This window comes from Microbacterium phycohabitans, from assembly GCF_032464935.1.
GTDB lineage: Bacteria > Actinomycetota > Actinomycetes > Actinomycetales > Microbacteriaceae > Microbacterium > Microbacterium phycohabitans.
Genome location: NZ_JAWDIT010000001.1, coordinates 337,146 through 353,952 on the forward strand (window position 1 = coordinate 337,146; position 16,807 = coordinate 353,952).

At 73.4% G+C, this 16,807-nt stretch carries 14 protein-coding genes; 10 read left to right on the forward strand and 4 right to left on the reverse strand.

Annotated features, from left to right (window positions below):
• Window positions 1-5 precede the first annotated feature (5 nt).
• The 8 genes from RWH44_RS01625 (at window position 6) to RWH44_RS01660 (ending at window position 10,389) form a co-directional block, all read left to right on the forward strand.
• Window positions 6-1,361, forward strand: coding sequence for a glycerophosphoryl diester phosphodiesterase membrane domain-containing protein (locus RWH44_RS01625; RefSeq protein ID WP_316003218.1), 1,356 nt, complete (start codon window positions 6-8; stop codon window positions 1,359-1,361).
• Window positions 1,358-2,014 carry a DUF4129 domain-containing protein gene (locus RWH44_RS01630; RefSeq protein ID WP_316003219.1) on the forward strand — a complete coding sequence of 219 codons (657 nt, stop codon included), beginning with the start codon at window positions 1,358-1,360 and terminating at the stop codon, window positions 2,012-2,014. The genes RWH44_RS01625 and RWH44_RS01630 overlap by 4 nt, the downstream gene beginning before the upstream one ends.
• The gene (locus RWH44_RS01635) at window positions 2,011-3,177 is read left to right on the forward strand and encodes a DUF4350 domain-containing protein (RefSeq protein WP_316003220.1); all 1,167 of its coding nucleotides are present in this window, start codon (window positions 2,011-2,013) and stop codon (window positions 3,175-3,177) included. The genes RWH44_RS01630 and RWH44_RS01635 overlap by 4 nt, the downstream gene beginning before the upstream one ends.
• Before the next feature lie 158 nt (window positions 3,178-3,335).
• Complete coding sequence (locus tag RWH44_RS01640; protein ID WP_316003617.1) at window positions 3,336-4,265, forward strand: AAA family ATPase; 930 nt, start codon at window positions 3,336-3,338, stop codon at window positions 4,263-4,265.
• Window positions 4,265-5,566, forward strand: a complete 1,302-nt coding sequence (locus RWH44_RS01645) for a DUF58 domain-containing protein (RefSeq protein WP_316003221.1) — start codon at window positions 4,265-4,267, stop codon at window positions 5,564-5,566. Before RWH44_RS01640 ends, RWH44_RS01645 begins: the two co-directional genes overlap by 1 nt.
• A 124-nt stretch (window positions 5,567-5,690) precedes the next feature.
• Entirely contained in the window at window positions 5,691-6,713 is a 1,023-nt protein-coding gene (locus tag RWH44_RS01650) for a 3-oxoacyl-ACP synthase III (protein ID WP_298874550.1), read from the forward strand.
• Between the two features lie 11 nt (window positions 6,714-6,724).
• Complete coding sequence (locus RWH44_RS01655) at window positions 6,725-9,433, forward strand: alpha/beta fold hydrolase (protein WP_316003222.1); 2,709 nt, start codon at window positions 6,725-6,727, stop codon at window positions 9,431-9,433.
• Window positions 9,430-10,389: an NAD-dependent epimerase/dehydratase family protein gene (locus RWH44_RS01660; protein WP_316003223.1), complete on the forward strand. Its 960-nt coding sequence runs from the start codon at window positions 9,430-9,432 to the stop codon at window positions 10,387-10,389. Before RWH44_RS01655 ends, RWH44_RS01660 begins: the two co-directional genes overlap by 4 nt.
• Window positions 10,390-10,982: 593 nt before the next feature.
• Here the strand turns inward: RWH44_RS01660 and katG are convergent.
• The 3 genes from katG to RWH44_RS01675 form a co-directional block, all read right to left on the reverse strand.
• A complete protein-coding gene (gene katG / locus RWH44_RS01665) occupies window positions 10,983-13,235 on the reverse strand; it encodes a catalase/peroxidase HPI (protein WP_316003224.1) in 2,253 nt (750 codons plus the stop codon).
• Window positions 13,232-13,693, reverse strand: a complete 462-nt coding sequence (locus RWH44_RS01670) for a Fur family transcriptional regulator (RefSeq protein WP_316003225.1) — start codon at window positions 13,691-13,693, stop codon at window positions 13,232-13,234. The genes katG and RWH44_RS01670 overlap by 4 nt, the downstream gene beginning before the upstream one ends.
• A gap of 121 nt (window positions 13,694-13,814) precedes the next feature.
• Entirely contained in the window at window positions 13,815-14,810 is a 996-nt protein-coding gene (locus RWH44_RS01675; RefSeq protein WP_316003226.1) for a stage II sporulation protein M, read from the reverse strand.
• A gap of 16 nt (window positions 14,811-14,826) precedes the next feature.
• Between RWH44_RS01675 and RWH44_RS01680 the strand changes: the two genes are divergently transcribed.
• Window positions 14,827-15,657, forward strand: coding sequence for an RDD family protein (locus RWH44_RS01680; RefSeq protein ID WP_316003227.1), 831 nt, complete (start codon window positions 14,827-14,829; stop codon window positions 15,655-15,657).
• Window positions 15,658-15,996: 339 nt separating this feature from the next.
• Here the strand turns inward: RWH44_RS01680 and RWH44_RS01685 are convergent, their stop codons facing one another.
• A complete protein-coding gene (locus RWH44_RS01685; RefSeq protein WP_136587001.1) occupies window positions 15,997-16,203 on the reverse strand; it encodes a DUF3499 family protein in 207 nt (68 codons plus the stop codon).
• A 160-nt stretch (window positions 16,204-16,363) separates the two neighbouring features.
• Here RWH44_RS01685 and RWH44_RS01690 point away from each other — a divergent pair, with 160 nt between their 5' ends.
• Entirely contained in the window at window positions 16,364-16,795 is a 432-nt protein-coding gene (locus RWH44_RS01690; RefSeq protein WP_437127264.1) for a hypothetical protein, read from the forward strand.
• Window positions 16,796-16,807 lie beyond the last annotated feature (12 nt).

Genomic DNA, 16,807 nt, shown 5'->3' on the forward strand with positions numbered 1-16,807 from the left:
CCCACATGACCGCGTACCCGGCTTGGACTCCGGCATCCCGCCCGGGGATCGTCCCGCTGCACCCCTACGGTTTCGGCACCATCCTGGGCCGGTCCTTCGTGGCGCTGCGACACAACCCCAAGGTGCTGCTGGGCTTCGCCCTCATCGTGCAGGCCGTCGCGTACATCGTGCTCACCGCCGCCGTCGGAGGGGTCGCCGTCGCGAGCTTCTCGCGTCTGGACACCGTGCCGATCGGCAGCGACGACTACGACGCGATCCTCGCGGGTTCCGCGGTGATCACGGGGGCGACGGCGCTCGTCCTCGGCCTCGCGACCGGGGCGCTCAGCGTGATCGTCCAGGGCGTCGTGGTGTCGGAGGTCGCTCACGCCGTCGTCGCCGAGAAGCCGAGCCTCAGGGCTGTGTGGGCGCGCGTCAAGCCGGTCGTCTGGCGTCTCATCGGCTACAGCGCGCTCTATCTGCTGGCCACCATCGTCGTGATCGGGGTGCTGGCGGGCATCGTCACGCTCCTGGTGATCAGCGTCCTCTGGCTCGGCATCGCCGTGGGCGTGCTGTTCGTGCTGGGCCTCATCGTCGTCTCGCTGTGGCTCACGCCCAAGCTCTTCCTCGTCCCCTCGGTGATCATCCTGGAGCGGGCTCCCATCTTCCGCGCGGTCGCGCGGTCGTGGCAGCTCACGCGCGGTCGCTTCTGGTCGACGCTCGGCGTCGTCGTCATCATCTCCGTCGCTTTCAGCATCGTCGCGCAGATCATCTCGGTGCCCTTCAGCCTGGTGGCGGGCATCGTCTCGGGCATCCTCGCGCCCACCGGAGAAGATGCGATCGGCGCCCTCATCGGCGTCATCGCCCTCCAGGTCGTGGGGCAGTTCGGCATCCTCCTGGTGCAGTGCATCGCGCTGGTGGTGCAGTCCACCTCGGCGGTGCTCGTGTACGTCGACGCGCGCATGCGCGTGGAGGCCCTCGACCACGATCTGAACACCTACGTCGAGCAGCGGGATGCCGGTGCTGCCGATCTCGCCGATCCCTACCTGATCGGCGTGGGGCGCGTCGTCGAGCGCCCGGCTCCGACGCCCACGGGCGCTCCCCCGGCCTTCGGCGGGTACGCCGCGCCGGCGAGCCCGCCCGGGTACGGGGCACCGCAGGCGTACGGTGCGGGAGCGCCGCAGGCGTACGGGGCACCGGCGTACGGGGCACCCGCGACGGCCCCTACCCCGTCGACGCCGGCGCCGACCGCGACGACCGGTGCCGACGCTGCGACCCCCGGAGCGTCGCCGGTCGACGTCGCCCCACCCCACTCTGAGCCCGGCACCGCGCCCTCACCCGCGCCGACCACCTGGGCGGCGCCGGGATCGAGCGAGAACGCGTGAGTCCCGCCGCGCTCATCGCCTCCGTCGCGCCCCTGCTGCCCGATCCGGATCAGGCGCAGGAATGGGCGGAGCGCGAGCTCGCCGATCCCTCCTATCAAGCGGCCGAGCCGAGCGTCATCGATCGCGCCGCGCAGGCCGTCGTCCGCTTCCTCGACGACCTGCTGCGCATCCCGAACACCGACGGGTGGGGACCGGCCGCGCTCATCGTTCTCGCGGCGCTCGTCGTCGCGGCGATCGTGGTCGGCATCCTGATCTGGGGGCGGCCTCGGCGGAGCGTGCGCGCGACACCGGCGGCTCGCGCCCTGTTCGACGACGACGACACCCGGTCGGCGGACGAGCTGCGGGCCGAAGCCGAAGCGGCCGCTCGACGCGGCGCCTGGGACGACGCCGTCATGCTGCGCTTCCGCGCCGTCGCGCGGGGGCTGTCGGAACGGGGCCTCGTCGACCCCCCGCCCGGCGCCACGGTGCGCGCGTTCGCGCGCGAGGCCGCCCGCGCCCTGCCCGCCCTCGCGGAGGGGCTCGAGACGGCCGCGACCACCTTCGACGACGTGCGCTACCTGCGGCGCCCGGGAACGGCCGAGCGCTACCGACTGGTCGTCGAGCTCGATGACGCCGCCGTGCGCACGCGTCCCTCTCCGGTGAGCGCGACGTGAGCGCGGTCACCACCGCGCGACCCCGAAGCCGCGGCCGCGCCGCCCTCGGGTGGGTGGGCCTCATCGTGGGGCTTCTGCTCGTGTCGCTCGTCGGCGGTCTGTTCGTCTACGGCGGATACACGCAGCGCGCTCTGCTCGACCCCGACTCCGCGGGACCCGACGGCACCCGCGCCGTGGTGCGCGTGCTCGAGCAGCAGGGCGTGCGCGTCATCGTCGCGCGCGACCGCGCGGCCGCCGAACGCGCGCTGGCCGGAGGGGAGGCGACCCTCGCGCTGCGCGACGCGCCGATGCTCTCCGACGACGCGCTGCGCGAGCTGTCGTCGCGCGCCCGGCACGTCGTGCTCGTCGAACCGCGCTCCCGTGCCCTCGACGTGCTCATGAACGGGTCGTCGCTCGGGGGCTTCGCCGACGACGCGGCGGTCGCCGACTGCACGCTGCCCGCGGCCGACAACGCCCGGACCGCGCGAGTCGGCGAGCTCCTGGTCGCCGGCGACGGCGTCACGGGCTGCTTCCCCCGGGACGGCGAGTTCGGGCTGCTGTCCCTCGACGCCGACGGCCGTTCGGTGACGGCGCTCGACGGCCTGTCGACGCTCACCAACTCGACGCTGCCGCGCGACGGGAACGCCGCCCTCGCCCTCGGGGTACTCGGTCAGACCGACACGCTCGTCTGGTACGTGCCCGCGCCCACGGATGCCGACCCCGGCAGCGCTCCCCCGACACTCAGCGACCTCACGCCGCCGTGGGTCACCCCGGCCATCGTGCTGCTTCTGCTGTCCGCTCTCACGGCCGCGATCTGGCGAGGTCGGCGCTTCGGGCCGCTGGTCACCGAGCGCCTCCCCGTGACGGTGCGCGCCACCGAGACCACGGAGGGCCGTGCCCGCCTATACGCCGCGGCCCGCGACGCCCCGCACGCCCTCGACGAGCTGCGACGAGCCAGCCGCGCGCGCCTCGTGCGCCTGCTGGGACTCGCGACGCGGACCTCGCCGCCCGACATCGCCGACGCCGTCGCCGACCGCCTGGGAACGGATCGCTCCCGCGTGCGCGGCATCCTCGTCGACGACCTGCCCCGCACCGACCGCGACCTCGTCGCCGCCGCCGACCGACTGCGCGACCTCGAAGAGAGCGTGCGCGTCGCCGTCCGAACCGAAGGGACACCCCGATGACCGAGAGCCCCGAGACCCCCGGCGCCGAGCCGGTCCCCGGCACCGCCCCGACCCCGCCGGCCGCCGACGACCGCGCGGCCGACGCGGGCGCCCCCGGCCACAGCGGCCTCCCGGGGCCGTCCGGCGCGGGCGACGACCACGCGGCCCTGCGCGAGGCCATGCACCGCGTGCGTCTCGAAGTCGGCAAGGCCGTCGTCGGGCAGGACGGCACCGTGACCGGCCTGCTCATCGCCCTCCTCTCCCGCGGACACGTGCTGCTCGAGGGCGTGCCGGGCGTCGCCAAGACGCTTCTCGTGCGCTCGTTCAGCCGCGCGCTCGGTCTCGACACGCATCGCGTGCAGTTCACGCCCGACCTGATGCCCGGAGACGTGACCGGCTCGCTCGTGTACGACGCCCGCGCGGGCGGATTCGAATTCCGCCCGGGTCCGGTGTTCACCCACGTGCTGCTCGCCGACGAGATCAACCGCACGCCCCCGAAGACGCAAGCCGCTCTGCTCGAGGCGATGGAGGAGCGGCAGGTGTCGAGCGACGGCGTGAGCCGAGCGCTCCCCGACCCCTTCCTTGTGGCCGCGACGCAGAACCCCATCGAGCACGAGGGCACCTACACGCTGCCCGAAGCGCAGCTCGACCGATTCCTGCTCAAGCTCGTGGTCGATCTGCCCGGCCGCGACGCCGAGGTCGACGTCCTCCGGCGCCACGCGCAGGGCTTCGACCCGCGTCGCCTCGACGACGCGGGGGTCACCCCGACGGTCACGGCCGCGGAGATCCTCGCCGCGCAGCGGGCCGCGGCATCCGTCGCCGTCGCCGACGACGTGCTGGGCTACGTCGTCGACCTCGCCCGGGCCACGCGGCAGAGCCCGTCGGTCCAGCTGGGCGTGAGCCCCCGCGCGACGACGGGCCTGCTCGCCGCCGCCAAGGCGTGGGCCTGGCTCGGGGGGTACCCGGCGATCACCCCCGACCACGTGCAGACGATGCTGGTCCCCGTGTGGCGCCATCGCATCCGTCTGCGTCCCGAGGCCGAGATCGAGGGCGTCTCGGTGGATGCCATCCTCACCTCCGTCCTGCACCAGACCCGCGTCCCGATCTGATGGTCGTCACCGGCCGCCTCGCCCTGCTCGTCGCCCTCGGCGTCGTGCCCCTCGTGCTGCTCAGCACCGCGGGGGTGCCGGCGTGGGTCGCGGCGGGCGGATGGGTGCTGCTGTGCGCCGCCCTCGCCGCCGTCGACGTGGCCCTCGCGGCGGATCCCCGGCGCGTGGAGATCACCCGCACGCTGCCGGAGCGCGCCCTCCGCGACGAGCCGGTGGCGGGCGAGCTGCGCGTGCGCAACCTCGGTACCCGGCTGTTGCGTGCCCGCGTGCGCGACGCGTGGCAGCCGACCGCCGGAGCGCCGACCGAGCGGGCGCGCCTCACCGTTCCCCCGGGCGAGCGGCGCAGCGCTCCGCTGCCGCTGCGCCCCCGCCGTCGCGGCGAGCTGCGCAGCGCGTTCGTCGTGGTGCGCGCGCTCGGACCCCTCGGTCTCGCGGGGCGGCAGGCCGTGATCGACGCTCCGGGGCGCATCCGGGTCCTCCCGCCGTTCACCTCGCGTCGGCATCTCCCCTCGCGCCTGGCCCGCTTGCGCGAGCTCGACGGCAACACCACGCTGCAGGTCAGAGGGCAGGGCACCGAGTTCGACAGCCTGCGCGAATACGTGCGCGGCGACGACGTGCGCTCGATCGACTGGCGTGCCACGGCCCGCGCCGGCACGACGATGCTGCGCACCTGGCGCCCCGAGCGCGACCGGCACGTCGTCATCGTCATCGACACCGGTCGCACCGCCGCCGCGCGCGTGGGCGACGGCGTGCGCCTGGACGCCGCGATGGAGGCGGCCCTCCTGCTGTCGGTTCTCGCGACGCGCGCGGGCGACCACGTGCACCTTCTGATGTTCGATCGCGTCCCCCGCGCCCGGGTGACCCGCGTCGACGGCGCGCAGCTGCTGCCCGCCCTCGTGGATGCCATGACCCCCGTCGACCCGCAACTGATCGACACCGACTGGGACGCCGTCTTCGCGCAGGTGCGCGGCCTGTCGGTGCGCCCGGCCCTCGTGGTGCTGCTGACCGCCGCCGACGACCCCGAGGCCGCCCGCGCCTTCCTCGCCTCTCTGCCCGCGGTCGCCGCGCGATCGCGTCTGCTGGTCGCGACGGCGACCGACGGCCCGGGAGAGGTGCCCACCCACCGCGATGCCGCCGATGTGTATGCCGCCGCCGCGATCGAGCGCGCGCGCCACGATGCCGACCGCGTGCGCGACGCCGTCGTGCGCGCGGGCGGCGACGCGGTGGCGGCGTCCGCCGACGACCTGCCGCCCCTCGTCGCCGACCGCTACCTCGCCCTCAAGGCGGCGGGGCGGCTGTAGCACACCCAGCCCGCATGCAGCCCGCGACATACGACGCGGCTTATCCTGGGGGGTACCCTTCCGGTCGTCAGCGTGTCCCTCCGCGCGCGGCCTCGCCGTCTACGCACAGGATGCGGGAGCTCTCTTGCCAGGTAACGCCACCACGCACTTCGACGATGTGGCCCTCGTGTCGGTGGCGAGCGTCCTGCCCAGCCGCGTCACGACGTCGGATGACATCGAGGAGCGTCTGGCTCCCGCGCTGAAGCGACTGAAGCTCAAGCCGGGTCTGCTGCGCCGCGTCGCGGGCGTCAACGAGCGCCGCAACTGGGCCGAGGGCGAGTCCTCCGACGAGGCCACGATCGCCGCCGGCAAGCAGGCCCTCGCCGAGGCCGGGGTCGACGCGAGCGAGATCGGGCTCATCATCAACACCTCGGTGACCCGCAAGCACCTCGAGCCCTCGGTCGCCGTGCGCCTCCACCACGGCCTCGGCCTCCCGAGCTCCGCCATCAACTTCGACGTCGCCAACGCGTGCCTCGGCTTCATCAACGGCATGAGCCTCGCGGCCGGCATGATCCAGTCGGGCCAGGTGAAGTACGCGCTCATCGTCAACGGCGAGGATGCCGACGAGATCCAGGTCAACACGATCAACCGGCTCGTGCGCGAGGATCTCGACCGCGACGCCTTCATGCAGGAGTTCGCCTCGCTCACCCTCGGCTCCGGTGCCGCCGCGGCCGTTCTCGGTCGCGCGAGCGACCACCCCGAGGGCCACCGCATCGTGGGCGGCGTCACGCGCGCCGCGACGCAGTTCTACGACCTGTGCGTCGGCAGCGTCGACGGCATGTTCACCGACGCCAAAGCGCTGCTCAAGGGCGGCCTCGACCTCGTCGTCTCCGCGTGGAAAGAGGCGAAGGGCGAGTTCGACTGGACGGGCATGGACCGTTACGTCACGCACCAAGTCTCGTCGGTGCACACCGGTGCGATCGTGCGCGCCGCGAAGCTCGACCGCGACCGCGTGCCGGTCACCTATCCCGAACTGGGCAATGTGGGCCCGGCATCCATCCCCATCACCCTGGCAGCCGAGCAGAAGACGCTGCGGCGAGGTGATCGCGTCCTGCTGATGGGAGTGGGCTCCGGCTTGAACACCGGCATGCTGGAGCTGGCCTGGTGAGCCATCCCCGCGTGACCGGCCCTCAGGCCACACTGCCTCCCGCGGGCCTGCCCGGGCTCGATCCGGCGCTCTCGCGCCTCGTGAGCGTCGACGGAGTCCTGGCCGACGCCGGCGAGAGTCGCCTATGGCACGTGCTCGACACCGGCGACGCCCTGCACGATCGGGGCATCGAGCCGACCGGCACGATCGTCGCGGTCCACGGCAACCCCACGTGGTCGTACCTGTGGCGCGCTCTCGTGAACGCCTCGCTGGCCCGAGCCGAAGCGGGGGCCGCCGCGTGGCGCGTCGTCGCGGTCGATCAGCTCGAGATGGGCTTCTCGGAACGCTCCCCCCTGCGGCGCACGCTCGGCCAGCGCATCGCCGACCTGGGCGCGCTCGTCGAGGCGCTCGGCGTCCGCGGGCCGATCGTGACCATCGGGCACGACTGGGGCGGGCCCGTCTCGCTCGGGTGGGCCGTCGAGAACCGCGACCGCCTCGCCGCCGTGATCGCCCTGAACACCGCCGTGCACCACCCCGAGGGGGCGAAGCTGCCGTTCGCGCTGCGCGTCGCGACGGCCCGGGGCATGCTCGCCGCCGGCACCACCGGCACGACGGCGTTCCTCGACACGACTCTGGCCCTCGCCGACCTCGACCCGGCCGTCCGTGCCGCGTTCCGCGCGCCGTACGCCACCCTCGCCCGCCGTCGCGGCATCGGCGGGTTCGTCGCCGACATCCCGGCGACCCCCGATCACGAGAGCACCCCCGCGCTGCACCGCATGTCGGCGGGCCTGCGCGAGCTCTCCGTGCCGGCCCTGCTGCTGCGCGGACCGAAAGATCCGGTCTTCGGCGAGGACCACCTCGACGACCTGATCGATCGGATGCCGCACGCCGACGTCCACCGCTTCGAGGGGGCCGGCCACCTGATCGCCGAGGAGCGGCCGTACGCCGAGGTCGTGCTCGACTGGCTCGACGAGAACGTCGTGGATGCCGGCGCCCCGGCGCCCGGCACGCGCCGGGCAGCGACCGCGCAGCGCCGTGCCGCCGCCACGGCCGCGGCCGAGGGCCCGGCACCGGAGCGAACCGGGGCTCCCGGCACCGAGTCGGACGGGACCGCCGCCGACGGGCGCCTGTGGGACGCCCTCGACGCCCGCCGCGACGACGAAGACACCGCCGTGATCGACATGACCACCTCGCGAGAGGGCGAACCCCTGCGCGTGAGCTGGCGGCAGCTCGCGACGCGGGTCGACGAGATCGCCGCGGGGCTCGATGCCTTCGGGGTGCGCGCCGGCGACCGCGTCTCACTGCTCGTGCCGCCGGGGCCGACGCTCACCGCCGCCCTGTACGCGTGCCTGCGCATCGGCGCCGTGGTCGTCGTGGCCGACCGGGGTCTCGGCATCCGGGGTCTGTCGCGGGCCGTGCGCGGAGCCGTCCCGGACGTCGTGATCGGCGAGGTCGCGGGGCTCGCGGCCGCGCGCGCCCTCGGCTGGCCCGGTCGGCGGATCTCCGCCGCCGCGCTGCCGGCCACCGCCTCCCGCGCGCTCGGGGTGGAGGCGAGCCTGTCCGACCTCGCGCGCGCCGGTCGTGGTCGCGCGCTGCCCGAGCCGCCCGCCGCCGAGGCCGAGGCCGCGGTGCTGTTCACCTCGGGCTCGACGGGGCCGGCGAAGGGCGTCGTGTACACGCACGCTCAGCTCACTGCGCTGCGCGACACCCTCGCCGCGCACTTCGGTGTGACCGCCGACTCCGGTCTCGTGACCGGCTTCGCCCCCTTCGCGCTCTTGGGGCCCGCCCTCGGCACGCGCTCGGCGACCCCCGACATGGACGTCTCGGCACCGCGCACCCTGACCGCCGCCGCGGTCGCCGCGGCCGTCCGCGCCTCCGATGCGCGCATCGTGTTCCTCTCCCCCGCCGCGGTCGCGAACGTCGTGGCCACGGCCGGAGCGCTGTCCGACGCCGATCGAGCCGCTCTCGCGCGCGTCGAGACGTTCCTCTCCACCGGTGCTCCGGTGGGCGTCGAGCTGCTCCGTCGCGCGCAGCGGCTCATGCCGAACGCCGTCGCCCACACCCCGTACGGCATGACCGAGTGCCTGCTCGTCGCCGACGTCACCCTCCCCGAGATCGAGCGGGCCGCGGGCGACCGCGGGGTGTGCGTGGGGCGGCCGCTCGGCACCGGGCAGGTGCGCGTCTCGGCGATCGACGCCGACGGCCGGGCCACGGGCGAGCCGACGACGGATGCCGGAGTGACCGGCGAGATCGTCATCTCGGCCCCGCACCTCAAGCGCGGGTACTTCCGCCTGCACCTCACCGACCGCGAGGCGCGTCGGGGACTCCCCGAACGCTGGCACCGCACGGGCGACGTCGGCCATCTCGACACCGACGGCCTCCTGTGGGTCGAGGGGCGACTCCCCCACGTCATCACCACCGCCGAGGGTCCCGTGACCCCGGTCGGCATCGAGCAGGACGTCGAGACCGTCGACGCGGTCTCCCGTGCCGCCGCGGTCGGCGTGGGCCCGGTCGGCGGCCAGGTCGTGGTCGCGGTCGTCGAGGCCGGCGCGCGGCGTCCGGGGCTGGCATCCCCCGCCCTCACCGACGCGGTGCGGGCGGCCACCGCGCAAAGGCTCGCGGCCGTGCTCGTCGTCCCGTCGCTGCCGACCGACATCCGCCACAACTCCAAGATCGATCGCACGCGCGTGGCCGCGTGGGCCGACCGCGTGCTCGCGGGCGAGAAGCCGGGCGCGCCGTGAAGGTGCTCGCCACCGGCTCCTCGGGTTTCCTGGGGCGCGCCGTCGTGCGAGCCCTCCAGGACGCCGGCCACGCGGTGCGCACCCTCCAGCGCCGCCCGTCGGGCGTGGCCGGCGCGGAGGATCGCCTCGGTTCGGTGACGGATGCCGATGCCGTGGCATCCGCGCTCCAGGGCGTCGACGGGGTCGTGCACCTCGCCGCGAAGGTGTCGCTCGCGGGAGACCCGGCGCAGTTCCGCGCGGTCAACGTCGAGGGGACGCGTACGCTCCTCGACGCCGCCGCCGCGGCGGGGGTCACGCGGATCGTGCACGTGTCATCGCCCTCGGTCGCGCACGCCGGTCACGCACTCGCGGGCGTGGGGGCGGAGCCGGCGGATCCGGATGCCGCGCACGGCGAATACGCCCGCACCAAGGCCGAGGCCGAGCTCCTCGCGCTCTCGCGCGCCGACTCCTCGACGGCGCTCGTCGCCATCCGTCCGCACCTCGTGTGGGGTCCGGGCGACACGCAGCTCATCGCGCGCGTCGTCGCCCGCGCGCGCCGGGGGACGCTGCCGCTCCTGGACGGCGGGACCGCGCTCATCGACTCGACCTACGTCGACAACGCGGCATCCGGCATCGTCGCCGCCCTCGACCGCGTCGAGGCCGTCAGCGGGCGCGCGTACGTGCTGACCAACGGAGAGCCGCGGCCGGTGGGAGACCTGCTCGCGGGGATCTGTCTCGCCTCGGGCGTGACGCCCCCGCGGTTCAGCGTCCCGGCGGGGCTCGCGAAGGTCGCCGGCTCGCTGATCGAGCGGGTGTGGGCCGTGCGCCCCGGGCACGACGAACCGCCCATGACGCGCTTCCTCGCCGAGCAGCTCTCGACCGCCCACTGGTTCGACCAGACCGCGATCCGCCGGGATCTGCGCTGGACCCCCGCGGTGTCGATCGACGAGGGCCTGCGCCGCCTCTCGCGCGCCTGAGTCCGCGGCATCCACCCGCCCGCCGCGGTCGGTCGCGGCGGCGGCGCAGCGTCCCCGTTTGCGTTACCGGCAGCGCGTATCCCGCCCTCCGGCGGCGCATCTCCCTTTTCTGGCGTGCGTGTCCCACTTCGGCCGGTGCATGTCCCACTTCCGGCGATGCATGTCCCACTTGGGCTGGCGCATGTCCCACTTCTGGCGGTGCATGTCCCACAAACGGCCGCTCAACGACCCTCCCACCGGCCATAAGTGGGACACACCCACCCCGACCACCAGCCAGCAGCCACCGCCAGCGGCACCGCGCACCGCGCACCGGCCCGACAGCGCACGTCCCACCTCCGGCAGCGTGTGTCCCACCTCCCGCAGCGCACGTCCCGCCTCCCGCAGCGCATGTCCCACTTATGGCGGTGCATGTCCCGAAAATGGTCGCTCAACGACTCTCTCACCGGCCATAAGTGGGACACCCCCCGGCCCGGCAGCACCAGCCCCCAGCACCAGCCCCGGCACCAGCCCCAACACCGCACGACGGAAGGCCCGCCCCCGCGAGGGGACGGGCCTTTCGGATGCCGCGGGTACCGAGCCGCAGCGGGCCGAGCTCAGACCAGGTCGAACCGGTCGAGCTCGGTGACCTTGCGCCAGGCGGCGACGAAGTCACGGACGAACTTCTCCTTCGCGTCATCCGAGGCGTACACCTCTGCGAGCGCGCGCAGTTCCGAGTTCGACGAGAACACCAGGTCGACGCGTGTGCCGATCCCGATGCGCTCCCCCGACCCGTCGCGAGTGCCCTCGAAGGCGTGCTTGCCGCTGTCGAGCGGCTTCCACGTCGTGCCGAGGTCGAGGAGGTTCGCGAAGACGTCGTTCGTCAGGGCACCGGGGGTGTCGGTGAACACGCCCCAGTCGCTGCCGTCCCAGTTCGCACCGATCGCGCGGAGGCCGCCCACCAGCACGGTCATCTCGGGCGCGGTGAGGGTCAGCAGGTTGGCCTTGTCGAGCAGCAGGAACTCCGCGGGCAGCCGCGCCTCGCGCGAGGCGTAGTTGCGGAAGCCGTCGGCGATCGGCTCGAGCCAGCGGAACGACTCGATCTCGGTCTGCTCCTGCGAGGCGTCGGTGCGGCCGGGGGTGAAGGGCACCTCGACCTCGACGCCACCGGCGAGCGCGGCCTGCTCGACACCGGCGTTGCCGGCGAGCACGAGCAGATCGGCGATCGAGACCTTCTTCTCGCCCTGCGCGTCGAAAGCGGCCTTGACGCCCTCGAGCACCTCGAGCACGGATGCCAGCTGCTCGGGGTTGTTGACCGTCCAGCTCTTCTGCGGCTCGAGGCGGATGCGCGCGCCGTTCACGCCGCCGCGCTTGTCGCTCCCGCGGAAGGTGGATGCCGCGGCCCACGTCGTGGTGACGAGCTGCTGCACCGTGAGGCCGCTGTCGAGGATCTGCTGCTTGAGCGCCGCGGCATCGGCCGCGTCGATCAGCGGGTGGTCGACCGCGGGCACCGGGTCCTGCCAGACCAGCACTTCGGCGGGGACCTCGAAGCCGAGGTAGCGCTCGCGCGGGCCCATGTCGCGGTGGGTCAGCTTGAACCAGGCGCGCGCGAAGGCGTCCTGGAACGCGGCGGGGTCTTCGGCGAAACGCCGCGAGATCTTCTCGTAAGCGGGGTCGACACGCAGCGCCAGGTCGCTCGTGAGCATGCGGGGCTCGCGCCGGCCGTCGGAGTGCGCCTCGGGAACCATGTCGGCTCCCCCGCCGTTCTTCGGACGCCACTGGTGGGCGCCCGCGGGGCTCTGGAAGAGCTCCCACTCGTAGGCGAAGAGGATGTGGAAGAACTCGTTGTCCCAGCGGGTGGGGTGGTAGGTCCAGGTGACCTCGAGACCGCTGGTGATGGTGTCGTCGCCCTTGCCGGTGCCGTGGCTGTTCTTCCAGCCCAGGCCCTGGTCGTTGATGTCGGCGGCCTCGGGGTTCACGCCCACGTGCGAATCGCTCGCTGCACCGTGGGTCTTGCCGAAGGTGTGCCCGCCGGCGATGAGGGCGACGGTCTCCTCGTCGTTCATGGCCATGCGGCCGAACGTCTCGCGGATGTCGTTAGCGGACAGCTGCGGGTCGGGGTTGCCGTTGGGGCCCTCGGGGTTGACGTAGATCAGACCCATCTGGACGGCTGCGAGCGGCCGCTCGAGCTCGCGGTTGCCGGTGTACCGCTCGTCGCCGAGCCACGTGGTCTCGGGACCCCAGTACACGTCGTCGTCGGGCTCCCACACGTCGGTGCGGCCGCCGGCGAAGCCGAAGGTCGGGAAGCCCATGTCCTCCAGCGCGACGTTGCCGGCGAGGATCATGAGGTCGGCCCACGAGATGGACTGGCCGTACTTCTTCTTCACGGGCCAGAGCAGCCGGCGCGCCTTGTCGAGGTTGACGTTGTCGGGCCAGCTGTTCAGCGGCGCGAAGCGCTGCATGCCCGAGCCCGAACCGCCGCGACCGTCGGTCACGCGGTACGTGCCGGCGCTGTGCCACGCCATGCGGATCATGAGGGGGCCGTAGTGACCGAAGTCGGCGGGCCACCAGTCCTGCGAGGTCGTCATGACGGCCTGCAGGTCCTTCTTCACGGCATCCAGGTCGAGGGCCTCGAACGCGGCGCGGTAGTCGAAGCCCTCGTCGAGCGGGTCGCGCAGGGCGTTGTTCTTCGCGAGGATCTTCACGTTCAGGGACTCGGGCCACCACACGCGGTTGGCCGACCCTTGGGTCGGGTGCGGCAGGGCGCCGGCGGGCTCGCTGTCGGCGGGGGCCTCTCCCACCGGCAGTCGGTTGTCGTCGGGGGCGGCGCCGTCGTGGAAGACGGGGCATCCGTTCAGAGTGTCGCTCATCGGGATCCTCTCGGTTTTTCGGCTTCGGACTTCGCTCGACAATCGGAGCACACGCCCCAGAACGTCACTTCAGCGGTTTCTATGAGGAAGCCGCTCCCCTCCGGCACGTGCAGGCACGGCGCCGCGCCGACGACGCAGTCCACGTCGTCGATGCGTCCGCATCCGGTGCACACCACGTGGTGGTGGTTGTCGCCGACGCGCAGTTCGAACGTGCCGGAGTGACCGGCGGGTTCGATGCGTCGCGCGAGACCCGCATCGGCGAAGTCGCCGAGGGCGTTGTACACCGATTGCTTGCTCGTGCCGGCGAGGGTGCCGCTGACACGCGCGAAGACGTCGTCGGCGGTGGCGTGCGGCCGGGCGCGCAGGGCCTCGAGCACGGCGACGCGCGTCGCCGTGACCCGCAGACCCGCTCCGCGGATGAGGGCATCCGCGGGGGCGTCCGGCTGACTGTCGAGCATGCGTCGAGCCTACCTAGTTTTGATTGAATCAAAAATGACACGCCGGGGAACGTGCGAAGACGAACCGACGACGACGACGTCATCACCGCGCGACGGCCGCCGCAGCGGCATCCGGGTGCCGTCAGCCGGCCGTGAGGGTGGGGGTGCCCGCCTCGTACTCGGTGAGGTCGCCCGTCTCGCCCGCGCGCGCGGCGCGGCGACCAACCCACAGCATGTAGAAGAGGAAGACCCCGAGCGCTGCGGCTCCGATGGCGATCTTGACCTGCCAGGGCCAGTCGCGCGGGGTCACGAACCCCTCCACGACCCCCGAGAGCGCCAGAGCGAAGACGAGCCCCACCGCGACCGTCGCCAACGAGCGACCCGCGGCCGCGAGGGCAGCCGCCCGCGTCCGACGGCCCGGGGCGACCCATGCCCAGAAGATCTGCAGCCCCGCCGCCCCCGCGACGAAGATGGCCGTCAGCTCGAGCAGTCCATGCGGGAGGATGAACTGGAAGAACACGTCGGCGCGGTCGAAGGCGATCATGATCGCGGCGGATTGCCCCACGCCGACCGCGTTCTGCATGATGACCATCACCGGCCAGAAGCCGGTCACCCCGAAGAGCACGCACTGCGCGGCGATCCAGGCGTTGTTGGTCCAGACGGTCCCGGCGAAGATCGCGTTGGGGTTCTCGCGGTAGTAGCTCACGAACTGCTCGTCGGCGTAGTTCTGCAGGTCGCTCCGCGCTCCGAGAGCGGCCACGGCGGCAGGGTCGCCCGAGATCCACAGGGCGACCATCGTCGACACGACGAGGAAGAAGACCGTCACGGCGAGCGTCATCCATCGCACGCGATAGAGCGCGGCCGGAAGCTGCAGCAGGAAGAACCGCGGGAATTGCTTGAGCACGTTCTCCCGCACGCCGGTCAGACGCAGGCGCGTGCGGGCCAGCAGGATCGAGACGTAGTCGCCCTGCGGGGTGCGACCGGCCGAGGTCTTGATGTCGGCCAGATCGGCGGATGCCGCGCGGTAGCGGGTGACCAGCTCGTCGACCTCCTCGCCGCGCAGGCGCCGCCTCCGGCCGAGTTCGTCGAGCCGCTCCCACTCGCGGCGGCGCGCGGCCGTGAGGGCGTCGAGGTCCATGTGGTCAACTGTACGCATGGCATCGTCCCCGGTCCCCTCCCCCGCGGTCGCGCTCGTGCACACCACCGCCGACGAGACCCTGACCGGAGAGGCCGTCGCCCTCGATGTCCAGCCGATCGGTTTCTTCCTGCGGGCGGTGGGCGCCCTCATCGACGTCGTGATCGGGGCGGTGCTGCTCGCGGGCGGCGCTCTCCTGCTCGCGACCCTCGCCGCGCAGGGCTCGCTCCCGGAAGCAGCCGTGGGCATCGGCGTCATCACGCTGCTCGTGCTGGTGATGGTGGCCGTGCCCACGACGGTCGAGACGCTGTCACGGGGACGCAGCCTCGGTCGCCTCGCGGTCGGCGCGCGGATCGTGCGCACCGACGGCGGCGCCTCGGGCTTCCGCCACGCCCTCATCCGCGCCCTGACCGGCGTGCTCGAGATCTGGTTCACGTTCGGCGCGATCGCCGCGATCGTCGGCATGTTCACGCCTCGCGCCCAGCGCCTGGGCGACCTCCTCGCCGGAACCGCCAGCGAGCGCACGCGGACGCCTCGCCTTCCCGCCGAGGCCCCCGGGATCCCCCGCGGCCTCGAGTCGTGGGCCGAGGTCGCCGACGTCTCCCGCCTTCCCGACCGTCTGGCCGCCCGCATGTCGCAATTCGTCCGCGGCGCCGACGCGCTCACCCCCGCCGCGCGCGAGCGCGTCGCGATCTCCCTCGCCGAGAGCGTGCGCCCCTTCGTCTCGCCCGTTCCCCCGGTGGATGCCGAGAGCCTGGTGCGCGCGGTGTCGGCGGTGCGGCGCGACCGCGAGTATCGTGCCCTCCTCCTCGAGAACGAGCGCGCCGCGGCCCTCACCGAGCGCAGCTGACGACGGGCCGCGAGGCCGGGCGCCGCCCAGAAGGTTCGGGGCGACATCCGACCATTGGGGCGCAAAATTCACGCCCCAACGCACGAAACGCGCCCCAAACCCGCGGAACCCACGCCGCCACCCGCGCCCGTCACCCCTCTGCGCCGACCCGAACACGGCTGACGCCGGGCCGCGAGGCCGGGCGCCGCCCAGAAGGTTCGGGGCGCCATCCGACCATTGGGGCGCACCATTCACGCCCCAACGCACGAAACGCGCCCCAAACCCGCGGAACCCACGCCGCCACCCGCGCCCCTCACACGCCGAGCCGACCCCGGGACCGCGCGAGGCTAACGCCGCGACTCAGGCGCGCAGGGTCTCGTGCCGGACGACGACCCAGCCCTTCGGCACCGACAGGCGATCGGCGTGGATCGCGCACAGGTCGTGCGCGTGAGGGTCGCCCGCCGGCCCCAGGGGGCCCAGGGCCGCCATCTGGTCGCCGTAGTCGTAGGTGAGGGTGCTCATCGCCTCGCGGGCGCACCCGACCTTCGAGCAGAGTCTGTCGCGCATCGCGGTCAGCCTACCCAGCACCTCCGACACGGCGACGACGCCGCGCCGCGCCGCCGTCGACCCCGGATGCCGGGTGCCCCGCGGGCCCGTTCCGATCGGCGGCCCGATGCCCGCTGCGACGCCCGGTGCGACCCGCCGGCGAACGTAGGATGGGCGGATGATGCGTCGTCGATCCCGCGAAGCGCGGCCGGTCGTCCGCCCCTCCCGTCACGGGCGACACGGCCGGGAGAACCGCAGCCCGGTCGTGCGACCTCCCCTGCCCCCGATCGACACCCGCGTCGAGCGTTTCGACATCGCCGTCAGCACGGCGGCCGAGTTCCTGCGCTCCGCGTGGCCCGAGCTGCGCGAGGTCTCGTTCGAGATCGGCATCATGCCCCCGGCGGCGGGCGACGGCATCCCGCGATGGACGGTGCTGCGCGACGAGAAGCGCATCATCCTGTACCGCGTGCCCATCGAGCGCCTCGGCCACCCGCATCACGACGACGACCTGCACCGCCGCATGATGATCGAGGGCGCCGTGTTCCGCGCGGCCGCGGAGTTCCTCGACCGCGACCCGTGGGACCTCGGGCCCGAGCGGTTCCGTTTCCTCTGATCCGTCCGGATG